The organism is Pseudarthrobacter sp. ATCC 49987 (assembly GCF_009928425.1).
Lineage (GTDB): Bacteria > Actinomycetota > Actinomycetes > Actinomycetales > Micrococcaceae > Arthrobacter.
Genome location: NZ_JAABNS010000001.1, coordinates 160,144 through 178,251, shown reverse-complemented (window position 1 = coordinate 178,251; position 18,108 = coordinate 160,144). Strand labels below are relative to the sequence as shown.

The 18,108-nt window shown below is 65.6% G+C and carries 19 protein-coding genes; 9 read left to right on the top strand and 10 right to left on the bottom strand.

Annotated features, from left to right (window positions below):
- Window positions 1-103 precede the first annotated feature (103 nt).
- Window positions 104-832, bottom strand: coding sequence for a GntR family transcriptional regulator (locus tag GXK59_RS00835; protein WP_237393723.1), 729 nt, complete (start codon window positions 830-832; stop codon window positions 104-106).
- Between the two features lie 218 nt (window positions 833-1,050).
- On the opposite strand from GXK59_RS00835, the gene GXK59_RS00830 reads away from it, so the two are divergent.
- Window positions 1,051-2,385 carry an MFS transporter gene (locus tag GXK59_RS00830; protein ID WP_160663587.1) on the top strand — a complete coding sequence of 445 codons (1,335 nt, stop codon included), beginning with the start codon at window positions 1,051-1,053 and terminating at the stop codon, window positions 2,383-2,385.
- A gap of 135 nt (window positions 2,386-2,520) precedes the next feature.
- Entirely contained in the window at window positions 2,521-3,549 is a 1,029-nt protein-coding gene (locus tag GXK59_RS00825; RefSeq protein ID WP_160663585.1) for a DUF6454 family protein, read from the top strand.
- A gap of 104 nt (window positions 3,550-3,653) precedes the next feature.
- On the opposite strand, the gene GXK59_RS00820 is transcribed toward GXK59_RS00825, so the two are convergent.
- The 5 genes from GXK59_RS00820 to GXK59_RS00800 all read right to left on the bottom strand — a co-directional run bounded on the left by GXK59_RS00820 (window position 3,654) and on the right by GXK59_RS00800 (window position 7,692).
- Entirely contained in the window at window positions 3,654-4,418 is a 765-nt protein-coding gene (locus GXK59_RS00820) for a GOLPH3/VPS74 family protein (RefSeq protein WP_160663583.1), read from the bottom strand.
- Between the two features lie 69 nt (window positions 4,419-4,487).
- Window positions 4,488-5,486: a sensor histidine kinase gene (locus GXK59_RS00815; RefSeq protein ID WP_160663581.1), complete on the bottom strand. Its 999-nt coding sequence runs from the start codon at window positions 5,484-5,486 to the stop codon at window positions 4,488-4,490.
- Complete coding sequence (locus GXK59_RS00810) at window positions 5,483-6,157, bottom strand: response regulator transcription factor (RefSeq protein WP_160663579.1); 675 nt, start codon at window positions 6,155-6,157, stop codon at window positions 5,483-5,485. The genes GXK59_RS00815 and GXK59_RS00810 overlap by 4 nt, the downstream gene beginning before the upstream one ends.
- Before the next feature lies 1 nt (window position 6,158).
- Window positions 6,159-6,899, bottom strand: coding sequence for a DedA family protein (locus GXK59_RS00805; RefSeq protein ID WP_160663577.1), 741 nt, complete (start codon window positions 6,897-6,899; stop codon window positions 6,159-6,161).
- A 10-nt stretch (window positions 6,900-6,909) separates the two neighbouring features.
- Window positions 6,910-7,692, bottom strand: coding sequence for a phosphatase PAP2 family protein (locus GXK59_RS00800; protein WP_237393722.1), 783 nt, complete (start codon window positions 7,690-7,692; stop codon window positions 6,910-6,912).
- A 160-nt stretch (window positions 7,693-7,852) separates the two neighbouring features.
- Here GXK59_RS00800 and GXK59_RS00795 point away from each other — a divergent pair, with 160 nt between their 5' ends.
- Entirely contained in the window at window positions 7,853-8,254 is a 402-nt protein-coding gene (locus tag GXK59_RS00795; protein WP_160663573.1) for a VOC family protein, read from the top strand.
- Between the two features lie 45 nt (window positions 8,255-8,299).
- Here GXK59_RS00795 and GXK59_RS00790 read toward each other — a convergent pair whose 3' ends face one another.
- The 3 genes from GXK59_RS00790 to GXK59_RS00780 form a co-directional block, all read right to left on the bottom strand.
- Window positions 8,300-9,973, bottom strand: a complete 1,674-nt coding sequence (locus GXK59_RS00790) for an alkaline phosphatase family protein (RefSeq protein ID WP_160668911.1) — start codon at window positions 9,971-9,973, stop codon at window positions 8,300-8,302.
- A gap of 18 nt (window positions 9,974-9,991) precedes the next feature.
- On the bottom strand, window positions 9,992-10,933 hold the full coding sequence (locus GXK59_RS00785) for an alkaline phosphatase family protein (protein ID WP_237393721.1): 942 nt from the start codon (window positions 10,931-10,933) through the stop codon (window positions 9,992-9,994).
- 223 nt (window positions 10,934-11,156) lie between these two features.
- On the bottom strand, window positions 11,157-11,987 hold the full coding sequence (locus GXK59_RS00780) for a C2 family cysteine protease (RefSeq protein ID WP_160663569.1): 831 nt from the start codon (window positions 11,985-11,987) through the stop codon (window positions 11,157-11,159).
- Window positions 11,988-12,334: 347 nt separating this feature from the next.
- On the opposite strand from GXK59_RS00780, the gene GXK59_RS00775 reads away from it, so the two are divergent.
- Window positions 12,335-12,919 carry a histidine phosphatase family protein gene (locus GXK59_RS00775; RefSeq protein ID WP_160663567.1) on the top strand — a complete coding sequence of 195 codons (585 nt, stop codon included), beginning with the start codon at window positions 12,335-12,337 and terminating at the stop codon, window positions 12,917-12,919.
- A gap of 42 nt (window positions 12,920-12,961) precedes the next feature.
- On the opposite strand, the gene GXK59_RS00770 is transcribed toward GXK59_RS00775, so the two are convergent.
- A complete protein-coding gene (locus tag GXK59_RS00770) occupies window positions 12,962-13,705 on the bottom strand; it encodes a GntR family transcriptional regulator (RefSeq protein ID WP_160663565.1) in 744 nt (247 codons plus the stop codon).
- Between the two features lie 24 nt (window positions 13,706-13,729).
- On the opposite strand from GXK59_RS00770, the gene GXK59_RS00765 reads away from it, so the two are divergent.
- The 5 genes from GXK59_RS00765 (at window position 13,730) to GXK59_RS20540 (ending at window position 18,086) form a co-directional block, all read left to right on the top strand.
- Window positions 13,730-14,005 (top strand): hypothetical protein, encoded by a 276-nt coding sequence (locus GXK59_RS00765; RefSeq protein WP_160663563.1) that lies wholly within the window; start codon window positions 13,730-13,732, stop codon window positions 14,003-14,005.
- A gap of 101 nt (window positions 14,006-14,106) precedes the next feature.
- A complete protein-coding gene (locus GXK59_RS00760; protein ID WP_160663561.1) occupies window positions 14,107-14,448 on the top strand; it encodes a YciI family protein in 342 nt (113 codons plus the stop codon).
- Between the two features lie 208 nt (window positions 14,449-14,656).
- Window positions 14,657-15,433 carry an electron transfer flavoprotein subunit beta/FixA family protein gene (locus GXK59_RS00755; protein ID WP_160663559.1) on the top strand — a complete coding sequence of 259 codons (777 nt, stop codon included), beginning with the start codon at window positions 14,657-14,659 and terminating at the stop codon, window positions 15,431-15,433.
- Between the two features lie 11 nt (window positions 15,434-15,444).
- Entirely contained in the window at window positions 15,445-16,431 is a 987-nt protein-coding gene (locus tag GXK59_RS00750; RefSeq protein WP_160663557.1) for an electron transfer flavoprotein subunit alpha/FixB family protein, read from the top strand.
- 626 nt (window positions 16,432-17,057) lie between these two features.
- Window positions 17,058-18,086 (top strand): cytochrome b/b6 domain-containing protein, encoded by a 1,029-nt coding sequence (locus GXK59_RS20540; RefSeq protein WP_237393720.1) that lies wholly within the window; start codon window positions 17,058-17,060, stop codon window positions 18,084-18,086.
- Window positions 18,087-18,108: the final 22 nt, after the last annotated feature.

Sequence of the window (18,108 nt, the reverse complement as noted above, 5' to 3'; positions counted from 1 at the left end):
GTGCGCAATTCCTATATGAATTTATATAATCATATAGGAACAGTGATCCAGATCAAGGGGTTGGGCAAGAAAGAAGCCCCGGCCAGCAGGCCAGGGCTTCGATTCAGTCGACGATGTGCCTTCTCGGAGGCCCACTGTCTTCCAGCGGTGGGAGGTCCTCGGCGCCCTCGAAGGCCTGGGAGAACCGGTAGAAGGAGTTCCTGATGTGCTCGGCCATGGCCTGCTCCGCCTGATCCGGCAGGCAGGCCGAGATGGCGTCCCGCACGGCGGAGTGCTCCGCTACGGTGATGGCGCCGTCGATGTCTGCGGGGTAGAGGCGGAACGTGTGCAGGTGGCAGTGCGTTTGAGCGAAGGCATGCCGCACCACCGGGTTCCCGGCTGCGGCGAGGATGGAGTCGTGGAAGCGGGTGTCGTGGGCAACAAGATCCTGTCGCAGCTCGCCCCCGACTTCCATGGTGGCGCGAAAGGCGGACAGCTCCTTCTCCAGCGCTGCGGCCGGGTTTGCGAGTCGGTCGACGGCCGCGGACCGCGCCGCCCACGGCTCCACCAGCAGCCGGAATTCGAAGAGGGCACGCAACGCGGGGAGATCGAGCAAAGGCGTGGTGCTGTAGCCGCGCCCGGGACTGTAAACCACCAGGTTGTCGCCCTCGAGCCGTTGAAGAACTTCCCGGACCGGCGTCTGTGACACACCCAGTTCGCGCGAAACCGCATCGATGTTGATGCGGGTGCCGGGGGCGATTTCGCCCCTGAGGATGGAGGCCCGCATGGACGCGTAGACGTCGCTGACGCCCGCCTTGCCTTTGGACGAATCGGACGGTTGACGTGGGGGCACGCGGTTACCTCTTTGTGCTGGTTGAACGGAGTCGCTGTGGGAATCATAAGGCACGGCCCTTGGGGTATGTGTCTAAAGGGAGTCCGCCGGGATGTGGCCTGGCTCGCACCTCTATATGATTAGCCAGATTTCGATATGGATTTGGCGGAGGCTTCCCTTCGCGTTTCCCCGTCCTGGTGCCCAGGCTTCCAGAGCCTCGTTACGTCAAAGGAGACCGTATGGCTGCCATGGCCAGCACGCACACACCCACGCCTTCCCCCACGGTTCCCCGCACCAGATCCCGCAGGCGCTGGATGATCATCTGGCTCGCGTTCATTGGGCTCAGCATCAACTATCTGGACCGCTCCAGCCTCAGTGTGGCGTTGCCGTTCATGGGCAAAGACTTCCAGCTCTCGGCAACGCAGCAGGGCATGATCTTCGCTGCCTTCTTCTGGGCCTACGACTTCTGCCAACTGGCAGCCGGCTGGTACGTCGACAAGGTCGGCCCGCGGAAATCCTTCTCGCTCGCAGCCGTATGGTGGTCCGTCTTCACTATCATGACCGCCGTTTCGCAGAATTTTTGGTCGTTGTTCGCCGCCCGGTTCCTGCTTGGCGTCGGTGAAAGCCCGGCCCCCAGCACCGCAGCCAAGGTGGTGGCTGTCTGGTTTCCCGTTCGGGAGCGGGCCCTTGCCACGAGCATCTGGGATTCCGGGTCCCGCGTGGGCGCAGTCATCGCGCTTCCGATCATCACTCTGATCGTCGCGTTCACCTCGTGGCACGCGGTCTTCATTATCATCGGCGTGGCCGGTCTCATCTGGGCTGCAGTGTGGTGGAAGTCCTATCGCAGTCCCGAGGAGCACCCGGGGGCGAATGCCGAGGAACTGGCCTACATCCGGGAAGGTGGCGCCCGGAGCGAAGCAAGCGACAACGAGGGCGCAGCGAAGCTCCCGTGGCGGGCGCTGTTCAAATACCGAACGATTCTCAGCATGATGTTTGGCTTCTTTTGCCTGAACAGCGCCATTTACTTCTTTATCACTTTCTTCCCGAGCTACCTCGTGAAGGAGCGAGGCTTCGACCTGCTCAAACTCGGCGTCTTTGGAGCCATCCCCGGCATCTGCGCGGTGGCCTTCGGCTGGTCGGCCGGCTACCTTGCCGACCGCGCCGTGCAGCGTGGCGCCTCGGTGACCCGGGTTCGCAAAGCAGCCATCTCCGGCGGCTTGATCGGCGGTTCGGTCATCATGTTCGCCGCAGTGGTTCCGGAGGCATGGATGGCTCTGGCCTTACTGTCACTGGCCTATTCCAGCCTCACCGTCGCCGCAACCGGGATTTGGTCACTGCCTGCGGACGTCGCCCCGAGCTCCCGGCATGTGGGATCCATTGGCGGCGTCCAGAACTTCGCCTCCAATCTGGCGGGCATCTTCACTCCCATCCTGATCGGCGTATTGGTAGACCAGACGGGATCCTTCGTGGCACCGCTCGCGGTCATCGGAATCATCTCGCTGGTTGGCGCCGCGAATTACCTCTTCGTCCTGGGCCGGGTCGAGCCCTTGAAAGTCCCGCCGGGCTCGGCGTAGGGCTCTCCGGTGCATGCGCGGGCGTTCGTGTAGCCGGCGCCCCGCCTGCCGTTCACTAGCCCTCCACGAACGGTTCATGACCACTAAGTAGTTTGGCGGGGTCCTGTCGAGATCCAACCTTTGAGAGGCTCCCCCATGAGCACGACCCGCACCCGAACCATCCTCACGGCCGCCGCAGCCATCATCCTGGCCGCCTCCGCGATCGGCGGCACCGCCGCCGCCCAGGCCGCAGGCAACTCTGATCGGGACGGCGGATTCGACGCCGGCTCCGGCACACACCACGAAGGCAACACAGCCCTGGCCGAAGCCTTCGAAGGCGTGGACCGGAACACGGCCTGGCAGCAGACCGGCAAACTGAACCTGAACTTTCCCACGTACCACACCGAGGGAATCGCCTTCAGTGAGGACCACATTTTCCTCTCGGCCGTTCAGATCATCGAACCGACCACAAAGTTCCCGGTCCCGCAGGACGGCTTTGACCGCACGCCCGGGAAGGGCATCGGCCACCTGTTCGTCATGGACAAGGCCGGGAACCTCCAGAAGGACATCATTCTGGGCGAGGGCGACATGTACCACCCGGGCGGTATCGACTTCGACGGCACCAACGTCTGGGTCCCCGTTGCCCAGTACCGGCCCAACAGCAGCGCCATCATCTACCGGGTGAATGCGGACACCTTGGACGTGCACAAGCAGTTTGAAGTGAAGGACCACTTTGGCGGCATAGTAGTGGACAAGCAGACCGGCCACTTGGTCGGCAACACCTGGGGCTCGCGCCGCTTCGCCGAATGGGATCTGCGCGGCAAGCAGCTCGCGACCTGGGAGAACCCGAACTTCTTCATCGACTACCAGGACTGCCAGTACGTGCCCAACTCCAAGATGCTCTGCGGCGGCATCACCAACCTCCCGCAGACCCCGGCGGCCGGCGGCACCGGCGCCAACTACGAACTCGGCGGCATGGCAATGATCGACCTTAAGTCCCGCAGCGTGGTCCGCGACGTTCCCTTCCAGCAGTGGTCCACCGCCGGGCACGTGGCCACCCGCAACCCGTTCAAAATGACCGCCGACGGCGACCACCTCACCATGAAGGTGGCCCCCGACAACGGCGAAGAGGGCAACGGCACCGAAATCATCACCTATGAGGCCACCGTCACCCCGGCCAAGTAGCCCAGCTCAGCCAAAGAACGCCTCCGGCGAGTTGCCGGGGCGTTCTTTGGTCTCCGCGGACGGCACGCCGTACAGCGACGCCCGCCTGGCGATTCCCGGCAGCATCACAAAGTTGCGGTTTCTTCCTCCGCCAGCCTGATCATCCGAAGTTCGTCCTCCACCGCGCGGGCTGGCCAATATTCCTTCGCCAACTCCCCCGTGCGGCTTCTGTCTGCCGCCGGGAAGAGCTTGCCCAGCAGCCCGGCCGCATGAAGCAGGGCGATCAGCGCTGTGGTCCTTTCGTCGGTAGCTTGGGATTCGGGCTTCTTGGCGTCAGGCTTCGCGTCGTCAGGCGTCCCGGTGTCAGGCGTCCCGGCGTCAAACACTGGCCCAGCATCAGGCGCCTTAGTATCAGACGCCCCGGAATCGGACGGCGCACCACTGAGTGCCACCTCGATCTTTTTCAGGAGCGCTGCCTCCGGAGCGTGGTCCTTCTCCGGGTACCGCACTGTCCGGAACCGACCCAGGCGCTTTTCGCCGACATGTTCCACGATGCCCAGTTCCGCCATCCCCTCGTAGACACGCTGCACTTCGGCGCGGCCCTCCAGCATGGAGACCCACCGCTTGGGCGTGTGGGGGCGTGATTTGTGACGGATGATCTCCAGCTCGTGCTGGAGGTCCGTTTGCGGGGCGGCGCCGGTAGTCCGGACGTGCTTACCTTGCAGTCCGATGGCACCGACCAGGTCCAGCTCGGCCAAAATGGCCCCCGCCAAGGTGGTCCTGAGTGCAAACACCGGCACCTGAGGTTTGCCGTCTTTGTCGTTCGTTGCCAGTAGGAGGAAGGCCTGGGGAAGGTTCAGCTCCGCTGCCGTAGTTTTTTCAGCATCCATACCGTCATGGTGGCGCAGTTACGCCGCCACCACAATACAACCGGCTTCCCGCCGGACCGCCGGCCGCTCTCAGTGCCGGGCCAGCGGAAGCCTGATTTTCATCGCCGTACCCTCGGGCCCGGTCCTGGCCACCTCGACAGTGCCGCCGGCGGCCGACGCGATTTCACGGACCAGCGCCAGGCCGATGCCGAAGCTTCGCTGGCCCCGGGTTCCATCCGGGCTGGGGGTCCTGACGAAACGGTCAAAAATCCGGGCCTGGTCCACGCCAGTGATTCCGGATCCCGTGTCCGCCACGCAGACAACCGCCTGGTCGCCCTCGATTCCTGTGCTGATGGTGATGCTCCCGCCGGACCGCGTGTGGGCCAGGGCATTGTCCGCCAGGGCGAGCACGGCCCGCCGCAGGGAGCTCCGGTCGATGCGGGCCAGCGGCTGGCCGCCGTCGGAGAAGGAGAGACGAATGTCCTGCCGGGCCGCAAGGTCCTGCAGGCTTTCAGTAACGGACCCGGCGACGTCGGCCAGCTCCACCGGTTCCGCGGCGGGATCCGGTGCGGCCCCGGTTGCCGCGAGCAGTAGTTCGTTGACGATCCCGGTCAGGGTGGCCGCATCTTCCCGGATCTTGCCCAGGGCCCGGCCAGGTTTGGAGTCGGGGATGGCATCGCGCTGGGCGAGCTGGATGCGCGCGTCCAGGATGGCCAGGGGTGTGCGCAGTTCATGGCTGGCATCCTGGACGAACCGCCGCTGCAAGGCCAGCGCCTCCCCCAGCGGCCGGATGGCGCTGCGCGCGCTGAGCCACCCGACGGCCCCGGCCAGCACGATGCCGGCCACCCCGGCGATGATCATCGCCTCGATCAGGTCCCTGGAATCGAGATAGGTGTAAGCCTCCCCGGCCGCCGCGGAACCTGGCAGGTCCGGGTGCGCCAGCTTGTTCATCAGGTAAACGGTCGCCGCAGCGAGGAGGCAAAGGACCAGCACCGCGCAGGCGGCGCTGATCCGTACAGCGACTTTGAGCGAGGCCCGCCGGAGCGTGTCCCGGTCCGGTTCGCCTGCCGCGGAGGGCATCCGATTCATGGGGCATCGCCGATCTGGTAGCCGACGCCGTGGACCGTTCGGACCACGGCCTTGGAAATCTTCCTTCGGAGGTGGTGCACATACGTGTCGATCAGGCCGGGCTGGTCGGCGGCCTGGAAATGTTCGCCAAGCAGTTCTTCCCGGGTGAAAACCCTGCCCGGTTCGGCGGCCAGGGCGGCCAGCAGCTCGGCCTCCTTGGCTGTGAGGGACACCAGTTGCCCGTAGATCGAACGCACGGAACGCGACGCCGGATCGAAGTCCCAGTCTCCGATGCTCACAGGCGCCGTGGCCGGCGTGAAGGTGCGCGTCAGGGCGCGCAGGCGGGCCGCGAGTTCGCCAGCGTCGAACGGTTTGGTCATGTAGTCATTGGCGCCCGCATCGAGCCCCCTGACCTTTTCATCCGTGGCCCCAAGGGCCGTGAGGATCAGGATCGGCGTCGAAACCCCCTTGGACCTCAGCGCGGTGATCAGCGCGATGCCGTCCATCAGGGGCAGGCCACGGTCGATCACCATCACGTCCCACCCCTGGGTCAGCGCCAGGTGCAGGCCGTCCTGGCCGTTGCTGGCCAGCCGGATCCGGTAGTCCGGTTCCAGCAGTTCTGCGATCAGCGGTCCGAGGACGACGTCGTCCTCCACCAGGAGCAGGGACGGCCGGCCGTCAGCGGTTGTCATGTCAGCTATTCTCCCGTGCCATGCCTTCCGCCGGCAGTTCGCCCGCTGTGTCGTCGCTGAGCTCGGCTTCGGGTTCGGCAGCGCCGCTGCGGTTCTGGCGCCGGCGTTTCAGGAGCTGGATGCCCCACGGCAGGACGGAGGCGAGGACCATAAAGACGGCGATAACGTCGATGTTCTTGGCGACGATCTCATAGTGGCCCAGCCACGTCCCCAGCAGTGTCACGGACGAGCCCCAGGCCAGCGCACCGGCGACGTTCCAGAGCGTGAAGGACTTGTACTCATAGCGGGCGATGCCGGCGCTGAGGGGAGCGAACGTCCGGACCATGGGCACGAAACGGGCCAGCACGACGGCGGCACCTCCGTGGCGGCGGAAGAAATCCTCCGTGGTGCTCAGGTGCGCTGTCTTGAGGATCCGTGCGTCGTCCTTGAACCACCGGCGGCCGTACTTGCGTCCGATCATGTAGCCGATCTGGTCGCCGGCCACCGCGGCGGCGGTGACGACGCCGATGAGCACCGGAAGCGTTAGCTGGAGTTGCTCATGCAGCAGGCCCGCGGTGAAGAGCAGCGAATCGCCGGGCAGGAAGGGGAACAGCACTCCGGACTCAATGAACACCATCAGGGAGATGACGCCGAGCGCGGCCGGGCCGAGGCCCTCGAGCAGGCTCGCGGGGTCAAGGAGGGACGGGGTCCCGGCCGCGGCCGATAGTGCCGGGGCGAGTCCTGAAGCGTAGATGCCGTGCATGGTCACGTCCTTAGGATCGGGTGGATCGGGTGGATCGGGTGGAGCCGGTTGAGCCAGTTGAACCGGTTAAACGGGGCGAGGCTGCGGCCGGCAGGCGGTCCAGGATGCGCGGAGCGAAACGGTTCCACAGCCCTGCAAGCAGCAGCACTGCTGCACTCGCCGCGAGGAACGAGGCAGCCACGTCGGTGGGATAGTGGACCCCGATATACAGCCGCGACCAGGCCACCACCAGGGCCAGCAGCACGGCAGCGACGGCGGTGACCTTGGCCCAGCGGGTTCCGCGGGCCAGGAAGTACAGCGCAAATCCCAGCGCGACCGCAAAGGAAACGTGCCCGCTTGGGAAGCTGTTGGAGCCCGTTTCGGGCGAGAGCGGATCGAACAGCAGGGCCGGGTTGGGCCGCTGGCGGGCGATGATGAGCTTGAAGAACTCACTGGCCACCCAGCCGGAGCAGGCGACGAGGCCGAACGCGACAGCCTTCACCAACGAGCGGCGGACCACCCAGAGATAAAGCGCGACGGCGGCAACGAGAACCACGCCGGCCGCTGGGCCGAACACCACGTTCAGGACCATGGCCACCCCGGTCAGGAGCGCGGCATGGTGCTGGCTGAGGTCCTGGTCCGCGACGAGTTCGGCCGCGCTGCCACCGGGCACAAGCTGTGCCGTCAGGCCGAGCGTGAGGACTGCCGCGGACAGCAGCGCGCCCCACAGCAGCCAGTGGCGGGCCTGCGGGATGGCCCAGAACTGCAGGCCTGCAGCCGGATGTGTGCCGGCGGGGTTCCGGGGTGCTGTCACGCGGTTAACTGGGGCTGGTCCAGGCATGGAGTCCTACGGGGTCGGGGCAAGGGCGCTGTGCGGCGCCTGCTTCCACTCTCCCGTGCGGCCGTTAAGAAAGGCTTAAGAAGTGCCGGGGCCGTCCAGCAGCACCTGGTCGGGCGGCGGTACTGTAAGGCGCATGGAAATGCGCCTTGAAGTTGTGCAGGTACCCGTCGCGGATGTCGACCGGTCCAAGTCGTTCTATACCGAGAAGCTGGGCTTTGTCCTTGACCACGATGTCGAGTACATCCCCGGGATGAGGGTGGTGCAGCTGACACCGCCAAGTTCGGCTGCGTCGATCGTCATAGGCACCGGAATGACGGGCATGACGCCGGGCAGCCTCGAAGGGCTGCAGCTCGTCGTACCCGACATAGCTGCTGCGCGCGCCGAACTCCTGGGCCGTGGTGCTGATATCAGTGACGTCCAGGACATGGGTGGAGTGCTGTTTGCCTACTTCGCCGACCCGGACGGCAACCGCTGGGTCATCCAGGGCGCAACGCCTCCGGCCCTCAGGGACGCGCATCCCGGCGGGTCCGCGTAGCTGCGCTGGCAATGAACCCCGCTGCCGACGGCCCTCTGCGGCGCGTCAGTAGGTGGCAGCGTTCGTCAGGATGAGCGGCGGCAGGGGTGCCTGGTTGAAGTCGAAGGCTCTGGGCAGGTCGCCCAGGAGCGGGTTGTTTTCACGGACGCCGGGGCGGGCGTCGGGGCGGCCGTCGGTGGCCGGATCGAGCCGCTGGCCGTGCAGGAAATCGTCCTCGATGAACTTGATGTAGGCGTCGTGGCTCAGCGTCTGGTGGTCGATATAGCCCTTTTTGGCATAGGGGCTGATGACCAGGCCCGGGACGCGGAAGCCGTAGCCGTTGGCGTCGGCCACGGGCGGCGGCACGTGGTCGTAGAATCCGCCCCAGTCGTCCCACGTAAGGAATATGGCGGTGCTGTTCCAGTCGGGGCCGTTCATAATGGCGTTGACAAGCCCGGCAACGTAGGCCTGGCCGGTGCTGATTTTGGCGGGGGCATGCTCGCTGACCTTGTCTGTTGGCGCCACCCAGCTAACGGCAGGGAGGGTGCCTTGGCGGGCCGCGTCGTAGAAGTTCTTCTGGGACTGGATGTTGCCCAGTTCGCCGTCCTCCTTGACGGTGTCGAAGTACAGGAGGGGATTCCACAGGCCGGGCGTTTTGGCGTTCTGCTTCACCGGGGCGCAGGTGGCGGTGTCGTCGCGGCAGTCGGGTTCGGTGCCGTCGAAGACGTAGTAGGCCCAGGGGATGTGCTGTTGGTGGAGCAGGTAGGTCAGGTCCGTCCAGGCGTAGTCGGGCAGTTCAAGTTTCTTGGCGGCCACGGTGAGTTTCTTTTTCAGGTCCTCCGGGACCGGGGCGGCGTCAACGGCGGCCTGGCACGTGGGATAGGAATCGGTGGGTTTGCAGCTGGCGCTGATGAGCCGGTCAATGTCCGCGGCGAGATCCGGGCTGATACCCGCGGCTTCCAGGGCGTCCCGGCACGGCCGGAGATCGAGGCCTGCCTGGCATTTGCCGATCAGGGTGCCGCGGATCATCTCCGGGTCCGGACCTGCGGCGGGATTCTGCAGGGCGTTGACACAGGACGAGGGGTCGCCCGCCCTGGCACATTTGGCTGACCATTCCGAGACCAGGTACAGGTGGGCCGGCAGGCTCCAGGACGCTGCAGCCGCGAACATGTGGTCCTGGAGGGTGAAGTTATTTGCGTAGGCCCAGTAGTTGGGCAGGTCACGTCCGTCGTGGTAACCCATCACGTCGGTCTGTTTCGAGCCGTAGTGACAGTTAGTGTCCGCCGGTTTGCAGCCGGCGAGGCCCTTTTCGGCCTGGGCAACAAAACCATCCATGGCACCGTTGTCGGCGTCCGCAACCTCGTCAGCATGGCTGTGCGGACCCCCGGCGTTGCTGTCGGCGGAATTGTGGAACGGCCTGGCGCAGCCGTTGTGTCCCGGATCCGGAAGGCACGCCGTTGGCACCCCGTTCTGCATCGCGATCCCGTCAGCCCCGGGGAAGGTCCCGAAGTAGCTGTCAAACGAGCGGTTCTCCTGCATGATGATCACCACGTGCTTGATCTTCGAAATGCCCTGCGCGGGCGCCGCGGACGGCCCCTGACCGGACGGAACCACGGCGAACAGCAGGAGGACGAGGACTGACATGGCGGCGGCAATGGTGCGACGGCGTCGTGCGGCTTTTGCCGGTGGTGAGGCGCCGGCGGCGGGCCGGGTACTGGCGTTTCCCTTCTTTGCGCGCATGACCGACACGTCCGTACCTTACGGTCCAGCCCGATAGACGTCCGTGCCAAAGGCGTTCACGCCCGGTTCGCCGGCGCCGGCGAGGCGTGAGAGGGAGAAGAAATCCTCGATGCTGGCCAGCAGGCTGTAGTGGTTGTACGGCCGGTCTGAGGTTGTACCGGCCGCCGTGAAGGGTGAGATGACCAGGGTGCCGACCTTCCCCCCGGCCGCTCCCCCCGTGACGCCTGCGGCGGGGCCGACCGCGCCGCCGTCGGCCTCGTCGAAGGTAACCACAAGCATCCCGTCCCGGTGAAACGCCGGCGACGCCAGAATCGCCGGCACCTCCTCGCTGAGCCACTTGTCGGCGGCCCCCATCCCGCCGGGACTCCCGTCAACGCAAGGGCTGTCGTGCCCGTCGTGGCAGAGGTTCGGAGTGATATAGGAAAGGTTCGGTGTGGTGTCCACTGATTTCAGGTCCTGCTGTAGCGCCGAAAAGTTGACGACGTTCTGGCTGCAGTCGGGCGATGAGGTGACGGATTGGAAATAGACAAAGGGGTTATGGCGGGTGGCGTACTGCTCCCCGGGGGCGGCCTTCACGTGCCCATCCACGGCGTCGAGGCCCGGGTGCTGGCAGGGCGACGGCATGTCTTCCATATAGCCTCGCCAGGACTTGCCCGCGGACACCAGCTGGCCGGCCAGAGTGGGAACATCCGCCGGGAAGACGCACCCGTCTCCCAGAAGCCGGCCCTGCGAATCGGTGCCCGAGGACGTAAAGGGCGTGTAGGTATGACAGTCCCGTCGGGTGCTGTCGTTGGGCGGTTGACCGGAGATCTGGGCCAGGTAGTTCGGCAATGAGTTATGGGCGATGCCGTAATAGTCCGTGAGCAGCACCCCCTGAGACCGTAGGGACCCGGCGAGATAGGGGGCGGCGGACCCGGTGTCCCACACCCGGTCGTATCCCTTGTTCTCGAGGTTGATCACAAACACATGCCCGGGGGTGCCTGACCGGGACGGGGCCTGTCCGGGCTGGCAGGCCGCGGTGGTGGCCAGAAGCATTGTCAGAATAAGAAATGTCCCGGACACTCGCCACCTGGACGGCCGCTTTCCGGACTCGGTGCTACTCAACCCCGCCTGGAAGTACAAGGGACTGCTCCTGACTGCCGGGCGGCGGCACTCCCTGCCAGCCGTCCGGGCCTTGTGGTTCTCAAGGGTAGGTCGGTATAGCGATGTACTGGTTGATGTTCGAGGATCGGAAAGCCGAAAATGTGAGCGTGGATTGGCCGCCCTCCGGGTTCCCGAGCACCAGGGTCTGGTCGGCGGAGTTCACTCCCAGCAACGCGTAGGAGTGGTTGGATACCAGCTTGCCGCGGGAATTGGAGGTTCCGAGCGTGACGAGGCCATTTGTGAAATCCTTCTGAACCTGATCGAAGCTCACCCCCGTCATGGGTCCACCCGGGTTGCGGTCGACTCCCACCTTGCCGGTGATGGCGTAGAGGCCATTGTGCACATCGTGGTCCTGGTCATTGCTGAGGTCGGTGCCTTCGATGCCCTGATAGCCGTTACGGTTCGCGGCAGCCCACCCTTTCTCAATAATCGCCGCCCAGGAAACATTCTTGCCGCCGATGTTTTCGACGCCGTTTCCTATTGGTTTGCCGCGGCGGTACGGAAGATCACCGTTGACCGTCACCTGCACCGGATCGGGTACCCCGTCGTACCTGCTGTGAAATGAAACGGTGTACGTTCCGTTGCCATTATCGTGAACCATGTTGGCTATGGTGTCCGGCGTCCGGGCCGCGACAGTCATCAAGGCCGCGAGAAAGTAGCAATCCCCTGTGCCGCCTTGCCTGATGTTCGTGAGGTTTCCGGAAATGTTCGGTTTGCCTGCGCCATCAAGGGCAAAGAGTACCTGGTTCGGGACGTTCTGGAAGTCGGCACCCTTCGCCGCGGGACTGCTCACCGCAGGCACAGGCCCTCCCGCAGCCGATGGAGCGTTCGGAGCTGGCAGGAAGGTCGCCGGCGAATTGAAAAGGGACATAATTCCGACAATTACCAGCAACGTAATCAATGAGCAGATGCCTATTGTGCGGTATTTAGCCTGCCTGGACAATGTCCGTTTCATATTGAGCGCCCTCCCATTCTGCGGGCTCCTGCCTGGGCGGCGGCATTGCCGTGGCACGTCCCGACGGCACCCTCGCCGCCCAGCCTGCCTGAGCAATTCACCACGTCACCAACAGCTTGTCCCAGGCAACCGGACTCCCGCAAGGACGGCCGGACGATTCACAGGCAAAATCCGGAGAAGTCACAGCAATGACATGGGCGCCCACGTCCCGGGCCACGGCTCCGGGATTCAGGGATTCAGGGATTCAGGGGAGAATGGAACGCATGACCCCTACGACGTTCGCCCTTGTCCGCCATGGCCAGACGGACTGGAACGCCCAGCGCCGGCTGCAGGGATCCACCGACATTCCCCTGAACGACGTCGGCCGCGGCCAGGCGCGCGACGCCGTCGCCGTCCTCTCCGGTTATGCATGGGACGCGATCGTGTCGTCCCCGCTGAGCCGTGCCGCGGAGACCGCCGACCTGATTGCCGCAGGGCTGGGACTCGGCGCGGCCCGCCGCGTCCCGGAACTCACCGAGCGCAGCTTCGGACCCGCCGAGGGCCTGCAGGCCGGCCCTGAACTGGACGCGCTGCGCATCCCCGACGGTTTCCGGGGCGCAGAAAGCGAGGACGGGGCAGCCCGGCGCGGGTTGGCCGCGCTGGAAGCCCTCGCCGAGGAATTCCGCGGCTGCCGTGTCCTGGTGGTCGCCCACGGCTCGCTTATCCGTGTGAGCCTCAGCCGTGCCATCGGCCGCACCCTGCAAAGCATCGACAATGCGGCGCTCAACCTGGCCCACCACCATCCCGTTGTCGGCTGGGAGCTCGAATACTTCAACGGCGAGCGCGTCGCCGCCGGAGTTCCGGGCTGAGCTGCACGGCGCCGGCTATAGCGGGACGGTCAACCACGCCGGCTATCGGTTGGACGCGAAGACGTACTTGAACTCGTCGGCGCGATGGATGGCGCGGCGCCAGCCGCCCGGGCGGCCTTCGCGGGAGAGGAAGACGGTCTCCACGACAAGGATCGGCTCCCCCTCGCGCAGTCCCAGGGCTGAGGCGTCTTCGCCTTTCGCCCCGGACGCCCACACGTGGTGCTCCGAGCGGGTGAGGTCGATGCCGTAAGTTCGTTCGAGCAGCTCAAACGCGGAGCCCGCGTCCTCAAGCTCGCGGCTGGTGGGTTCGAAATCGGGCGGGCTGCACAGGTAGAGCCGCGAGCTGACGAGCTTTTCATCCTTCACCGTGATGACGCGTGTGAAGGTGAGGACCTTTTCCTCCGGGCCCAGGCCTAATCTCTCCCGCACTTCGGCAGGTGGAACCACGCGGCCCACCCCATGCACCGTGGCCTCGGGCGATAGTCCTTGCTCCCGCAGGTAGCCCATGAGGCCGCCGAGCTGCAGCGTCGCCGGTCGTTGCACGTTCAATCCCTGCACCGGGAACGTTCCTTTGGCCCGCTCCCGGTACACGTACCCCTCGTCAACGAGCTCCTTCACCGCCTGTCGGACGGGCGCACAGCTGACGTGGAAGCGCGTGATGAGCGCTTCCTCCGTCATCGCGAGGCCATCGGTGCCCGCCCCTGCACGCATCTCGTCGATCAGGATCTTTTTGATCTGGCGGTACAGGGGGACCCCGGACGCGCGATCGAGGGTCGCAGAAGTCATAAGCATTTACATTAGCCCTTCTTTATGACATTGCGTCCCTGGACCGCCGCCAACATCAGCCAATCAGGCTTTGGCGCCGCGCGCGGCCGCCCTGGGCAGACCCAGCCCTTCGGCGCTGAGCATGACGTTATTCAGCACGGTCCGCCAAGGGAACAGTGCGGGCTGATGGAGAGCGACGCCGACGTCCCGGCCCGGGCCCTTGATCGGCGCGCCAAACACAACGGGCCTGTCGCTGCGGTAGTGAGAGGGCCGATGGCGAAGGTGAAGGACGACGGCGGGGCCTCCCGCCGTCGTCCGTGAGCGGGTAGCGGCATCCGCGGGACCGCCGGGATCTTGCGCGGCGCAATGGCATCGGCGAGGATGAATGCGATCCCCCGTGCTGCGAAGAAGGAGTCGACGCGGTGACCAAGTATCTGATCTCGTTTCCGAGTGCCGCCATGGTCTTCCCTGACGAAGACCTGCAGGCCGTTTCGGATGCGGCGCACGCGGTCGTTCAGGAGGCGAAGGACGCTAACGTCTGGGTGTTCGGCGGCGGCATCGATGAGAGCATCCCGCCCGTCATGGTCGACGGCGATGGGACCGTGCGCCAGGGCACCTACCCGCAGACGGCGCAGCTCGAAGGTGGCTACTCGGTGCTGGAGCTGCCCTCGTACGAGGCGGCCCTGGAGTGGGCCGCGAAAATCGCGGTCGCCTGCCGTTGCGCGCAGGAAGTGCGCGCCTTCCAATACGACCCCGCCAGCTGAGTCCCGGCTGGGTGACCGGCCAACCAGCGACCGCCTTTCACCGATGGTCGTTATCTGGCGCAGGGCGATATGCCCCAAGACGACGCCGGCCACGCTGATAAGTCACGACACGGGCTGTGTCAGCCAGGAGTGGCCACCCTTTGTAGACTCAATGGAGATCCGACGTGTCTCCCTTATGGAGGCACGCCCGCCACAGGAAGAGTCATCGATGAAGATTATCGTCCTAGTCAAGGAGGTCCCCGACACCTACGGGGACCGAAAACTGAACCTCGAAACAGGCCTCGCCGACCGGGAAGCCAGCGAGACAGTCATCGATGAGATCGGCGAGCGGGCCTTGGAACTGGCACTGACGTACGCCGACGCCAACGCGGGCACAGAGGTCGCAGTCCTGTCCCTCGCTCCCGAGGGTGCCACGGCAACAATACGCAAGGGGCTTGCGATGGGCGCGGGCAGCGCCACGCACATCTCCGACGAGGCGCTCCGGGGTGCGGATCTTGGACTCACCGCTGAGACCCTGGCAGCAGCGATCCGCCGCGTTGAGTTTGACCTTGTCATCACCGGCAACGTCTCCACCGATGGATCCGGCGGCATGATTCCCGCGATGCTTGCAGAACTGCTGGACGTGCCGCTGGCTACCGGCCTCAGCTCCGTGGAGATCAGCGACGGCGGCGTGTCCGGCACCAGGGGCGTTGAATCCGGCGTGCAGAAGGTATCAGCGACCCTGCCCGCGGTGATTTCCATTACCGAGGCACTTCCCGGTCCGCGCTTCCCGAACTTCAAAGGCATTATGGCCGCGAAGAAGAAGCCGCTTGAGACGCTTACGCTCGCAGACCTCGGGATCACGGCCGACAACCCGGACACGGCGCGATCGATCATGCTGACCGTTGCCGAGAGGCCCCCGCGTGCTGCCGGCGTCAAGATCATTGACGAGGGTGACGCCGGCGAGAAGCTCGCTGACTTCCTCATTGAAAACCGACTGGCTTAGGGCGTAACAACATGACTGATTTCCCTCGTGACGCAATCCTGGTCGTCGTGGAAGCCTCTGCTTCCGGTGAACTCGAAAAGGCTGCGGCCGGGCTGTTCGGCGCTGCCGCTACAGTTGGCACGCCCATTGCCTTGGTACTCGCCTCACCCGGTGCCGGGAGCGCCGCCGCTGCGGAGGCCGCGGCCCTTGGTGCCGCGCGCATACTGATCGCAGAGGCTCCGGACCCGTCCGCGCTCGGCGTGCCAAGCGTTGACGCGCTTGCCGCCGCTGCGGAGCAGGTTCGGCCGGACGCGATCCTGATATCGCATTCCCTGAATGGGCGCGACGTTGCCGGCCGTTACGCCGCCCGTTCGCGTGCGGCAGTTTCCGTCGACGCGGTCGGTGTCTCACGTGATGACGAGGGCGTCGTGGCGCACCACTCCGTCTACGGCGGCGCCTACGATGTGACGTCAACATCCACGTTTGGGGCGCCGGTAATCACGGTTCGCCAAGGCTCCATTGACGCGCGTGCTGCGGCTCAGCCGGAAGCGTCGGAGACCTTGGCAGTGACGCCCTCGGAGAAGCCGGCCGCGCGGATCGACTCGTTCGACGAGGCAGTTGTCGCCACCTCGCGGCCGGAGCTGCGTGGTGCCGCGAAGGTTGTGGCGGGCGGCCGCGGCCTCGGCTCGGAGGAACAGTTCGCCCTCGTGGGCCAGCTCGCCGATACCCTCGGTGCTGCCATTGGTGCTTCGCGCGCCGCGGTGGATGCAGGCTACATCCCGCAGTCGCATCAGGTCGGCCAGACCGGGGTTTCCGTGTCCTCACAGCTGTACATTGCGCTGGGCATTTCCGGCGCGATCCAGCACCGGGCCGGCATGCAGACCGCGAAAACGATCGTCGCCATCAACAAGGATGGGGACGCGCCGATCTTCGAGATCGCCGACTTTGGTGTGGTCGGTGACCTCTTCAAGGTTGTACCCCAGCTGATCAGCGCCCTTGAGGCCCGGAAGAATCTGTGATGGCACCTCTGTCTCGGTCCATCCGGCGGGGCCTGCCGCGCGTCGAAGGTGGTGACCCCTGGCCTCCAGCAGGCCAGGCGCCCGCAGGCATTACCGCGGCTGCTGCGGAAGCCCGGTCGGAGTCTGTCCCCAGGCCGGGATCGGTCCCCGCCGCCCCCGCCGCGCCCGCTGCGCCTCGGGAAACTGCACCAGGTGCGACGGCGGCGCCCGCTCCGGTCCCTGCGGCGAACGCTGGCACTCCGGAGGTGCGGCGGCTTCGCCGTGGCCTGCCGCGCGTGCCGGGCGGCGAGCCTTGGCCGCCAGCGGGCGAGGTTTCTGTATCGGTGCCGGCTCTCCCCGCGGTTCCAGTCGCAGTCGCCACGCCCGCGCCGGCCGCAGCTGCTGCAGATGCCGTTGAGCAAGCAGCGACGGCAGCGCCGTCGCCTGCAACTCCTCCTGCCACCACACCCGCCACGCCGACGGCGGGAACCACCCCGCTTCGTCGCGGACTTCCCCGCGTTCCCGACGGCGAACCGTGGCCGCCCGCTGGACTCGCGCCGGCGGTTGCTGCCGCCTTGGTTCTTCCTGCCCCTGCAGTGCAGGCAGAACCCGAACACATTGCCGAGGCCACCGCTCCGGCTGCCAGCGTGGTGGAGACCGTTGCCGAGGCAGAGCCGGCCGCGCCAGCGAGCCCACCTGCGGTCACGGCCACCCCGGCATCGGTGGCACAGCCCGCCGCTGCTGAAAAAGCCGTGAAGCCAAAGGCCGAGGCCAAGCTCTACGGTGCGCGCACCCTGGCCCAGTGGATCAAGCGCGTCCTGCTCATCGCCGTCGGCGCCGTGGCCGCCGCAGCCATTCTTGTGCTCGCCGCGCGCGGTGTGACGACGCTGCCGGGCGTACCGGAGTTCCTCGAGAGGTACCCCGGCGAATATCACCTGCCCGAGACCGCAGAGCCGGGCTTCCCTTGGTGGGCGCAGTGGAGCCATTTCCTGAACATCTTCCTGATAGTGCTCATCATTCGCTCCGGCTACCAGGTGCGCACCCAACAGAAGCCGCCGGCGTTCTGGACGCCCAAGCGCGGCGGCAAGAAAATCAGCATCAACCTGTGGCTGCACCAGTCGCTCGACGCCATTTGGCTGGTCAACGGACTCGTCTTTGTGGTGCTGCTGGTTGCGTCCGGCCACTGGATGCGAATCGTCCCGACCAGCTGGGAAGTGTTCCCGAACGCGCTCTCCGCGCTTCTGCAGTACATGACACTGGACTGGCCCGTGGAGAACGGCTGGGTGAACTACAACAGCCTGCAGCAGCTCATGTATTTCCTCGTGGTGTTCATCGCGGCCCCGCTCGCAGCGATTACAGGTGTTCGCATGAGCGAGTTCTGGCCGAAGAACGCGAAGTCGCTGAACAGGATCTACCCGGTGGAGGTCGCACGCGCGATCCACTTCCCGACGATGCTGTTTTTCGTGCTGTTCATCCTCATCCACGTGTTCCTGGTGTTCGCGACCGGTGCGCTTCGCAACCTGAACCACATGTTCGGTGGCACCGACATGGTGAACTGGGTCGGGTTCTGGCTCTTCGCGGCCGCCATCGCCATCACAGCGGCCGGGTGGTACGCCGCCCGCCCGATCCTGCTCGCACCCATCGCAAAGCTGTTCGGCCAGGTGAGCAGCCGCTAGGTTCCACAGCCTGAACAGGGAG

What these genes read in the sequence shown, in the direction of transcription:
- GXK59_RS00755 (WP_160663559.1), top strand. Translation starts at nt 14,657, where the DNA reads ATGAAGATTATCGTCCTAGTCAAGGAGGTCCCCGACACCTACGGGGAC.
- GXK59_RS00805 (WP_160663577.1), bottom strand. Translation starts at nt 6,899, where the DNA reads ATGCACGGCATCTACGCTTCAGGACTCGCCCCGGCACTATCGGCCGCG.
- GXK59_RS00795 (WP_160663573.1), top strand. Translation starts at nt 7,853, where the DNA reads ATGGAAATGCGCCTTGAAGTTGTGCAGGTACCCGTCGCGGATGTCGAC.
- GXK59_RS00815 (WP_160663581.1), bottom strand. Translation starts at nt 5,486, where the DNA reads ATGAATCGGATGCCCTCCGCGGCAGGCGAACCGGACCGGGACACGCTC.
- GXK59_RS00765 (WP_160663563.1), top strand. Translation starts at nt 13,730, where the DNA reads ATGACATTGCGTCCCTGGACCGCCGCCAACATCAGCCAATCAGGCTTT.
- GXK59_RS00820 (WP_160663583.1), bottom strand. Translation starts at nt 4,418, where the DNA reads ATGGATGCTGAAAAAACTACGGCAGCGGAGCTGAACCTTCCCCAGGCC.
- GXK59_RS00775 (WP_160663567.1), top strand. Translation starts at nt 12,335, where the DNA reads ATGACCCCTACGACGTTCGCCCTTGTCCGCCATGGCCAGACGGACTGG.
- GXK59_RS00810 (WP_160663579.1), bottom strand. Translation starts at nt 6,157, where the DNA reads ATGACAACCGCTGACGGCCGGCCGTCCCTGCTCCTGGTGGAGGACGAC.
- GXK59_RS00750 (WP_160663557.1), top strand. Translation starts at nt 15,445, where the DNA reads ATGACTGATTTCCCTCGTGACGCAATCCTGGTCGTCGTGGAAGCCTCT.
- GXK59_RS00825 (WP_160663585.1), top strand. Translation starts at nt 2,521, where the DNA reads ATGAGCACGACCCGCACCCGAACCATCCTCACGGCCGCCGCAGCCATC.
- GXK59_RS00790 (WP_160668911.1), bottom strand. Translation starts at nt 9,973, where the DNA reads ATGCGCGCAAAGAAGGGAAACGCCAGTACCCGGCCCGCCGCCGGCGCC.
- GXK59_RS00770 (WP_160663565.1), bottom strand. Translation starts at nt 13,705, where the DNA reads ATGACTTCTGCGACCCTCGATCGCGCGTCCGGGGTCCCCCTGTACCGC.
- GXK59_RS00780 (WP_160663569.1), bottom strand. Translation starts at nt 11,987, where the DNA reads ATGTCCCTTTTCAATTCGCCGGCGACCTTCCTGCCAGCTCCGAACGCT.
- GXK59_RS00830 (WP_160663587.1), top strand. Translation starts at nt 1,051, where the DNA reads ATGGCTGCCATGGCCAGCACGCACACACCCACGCCTTCCCCCACGGTT.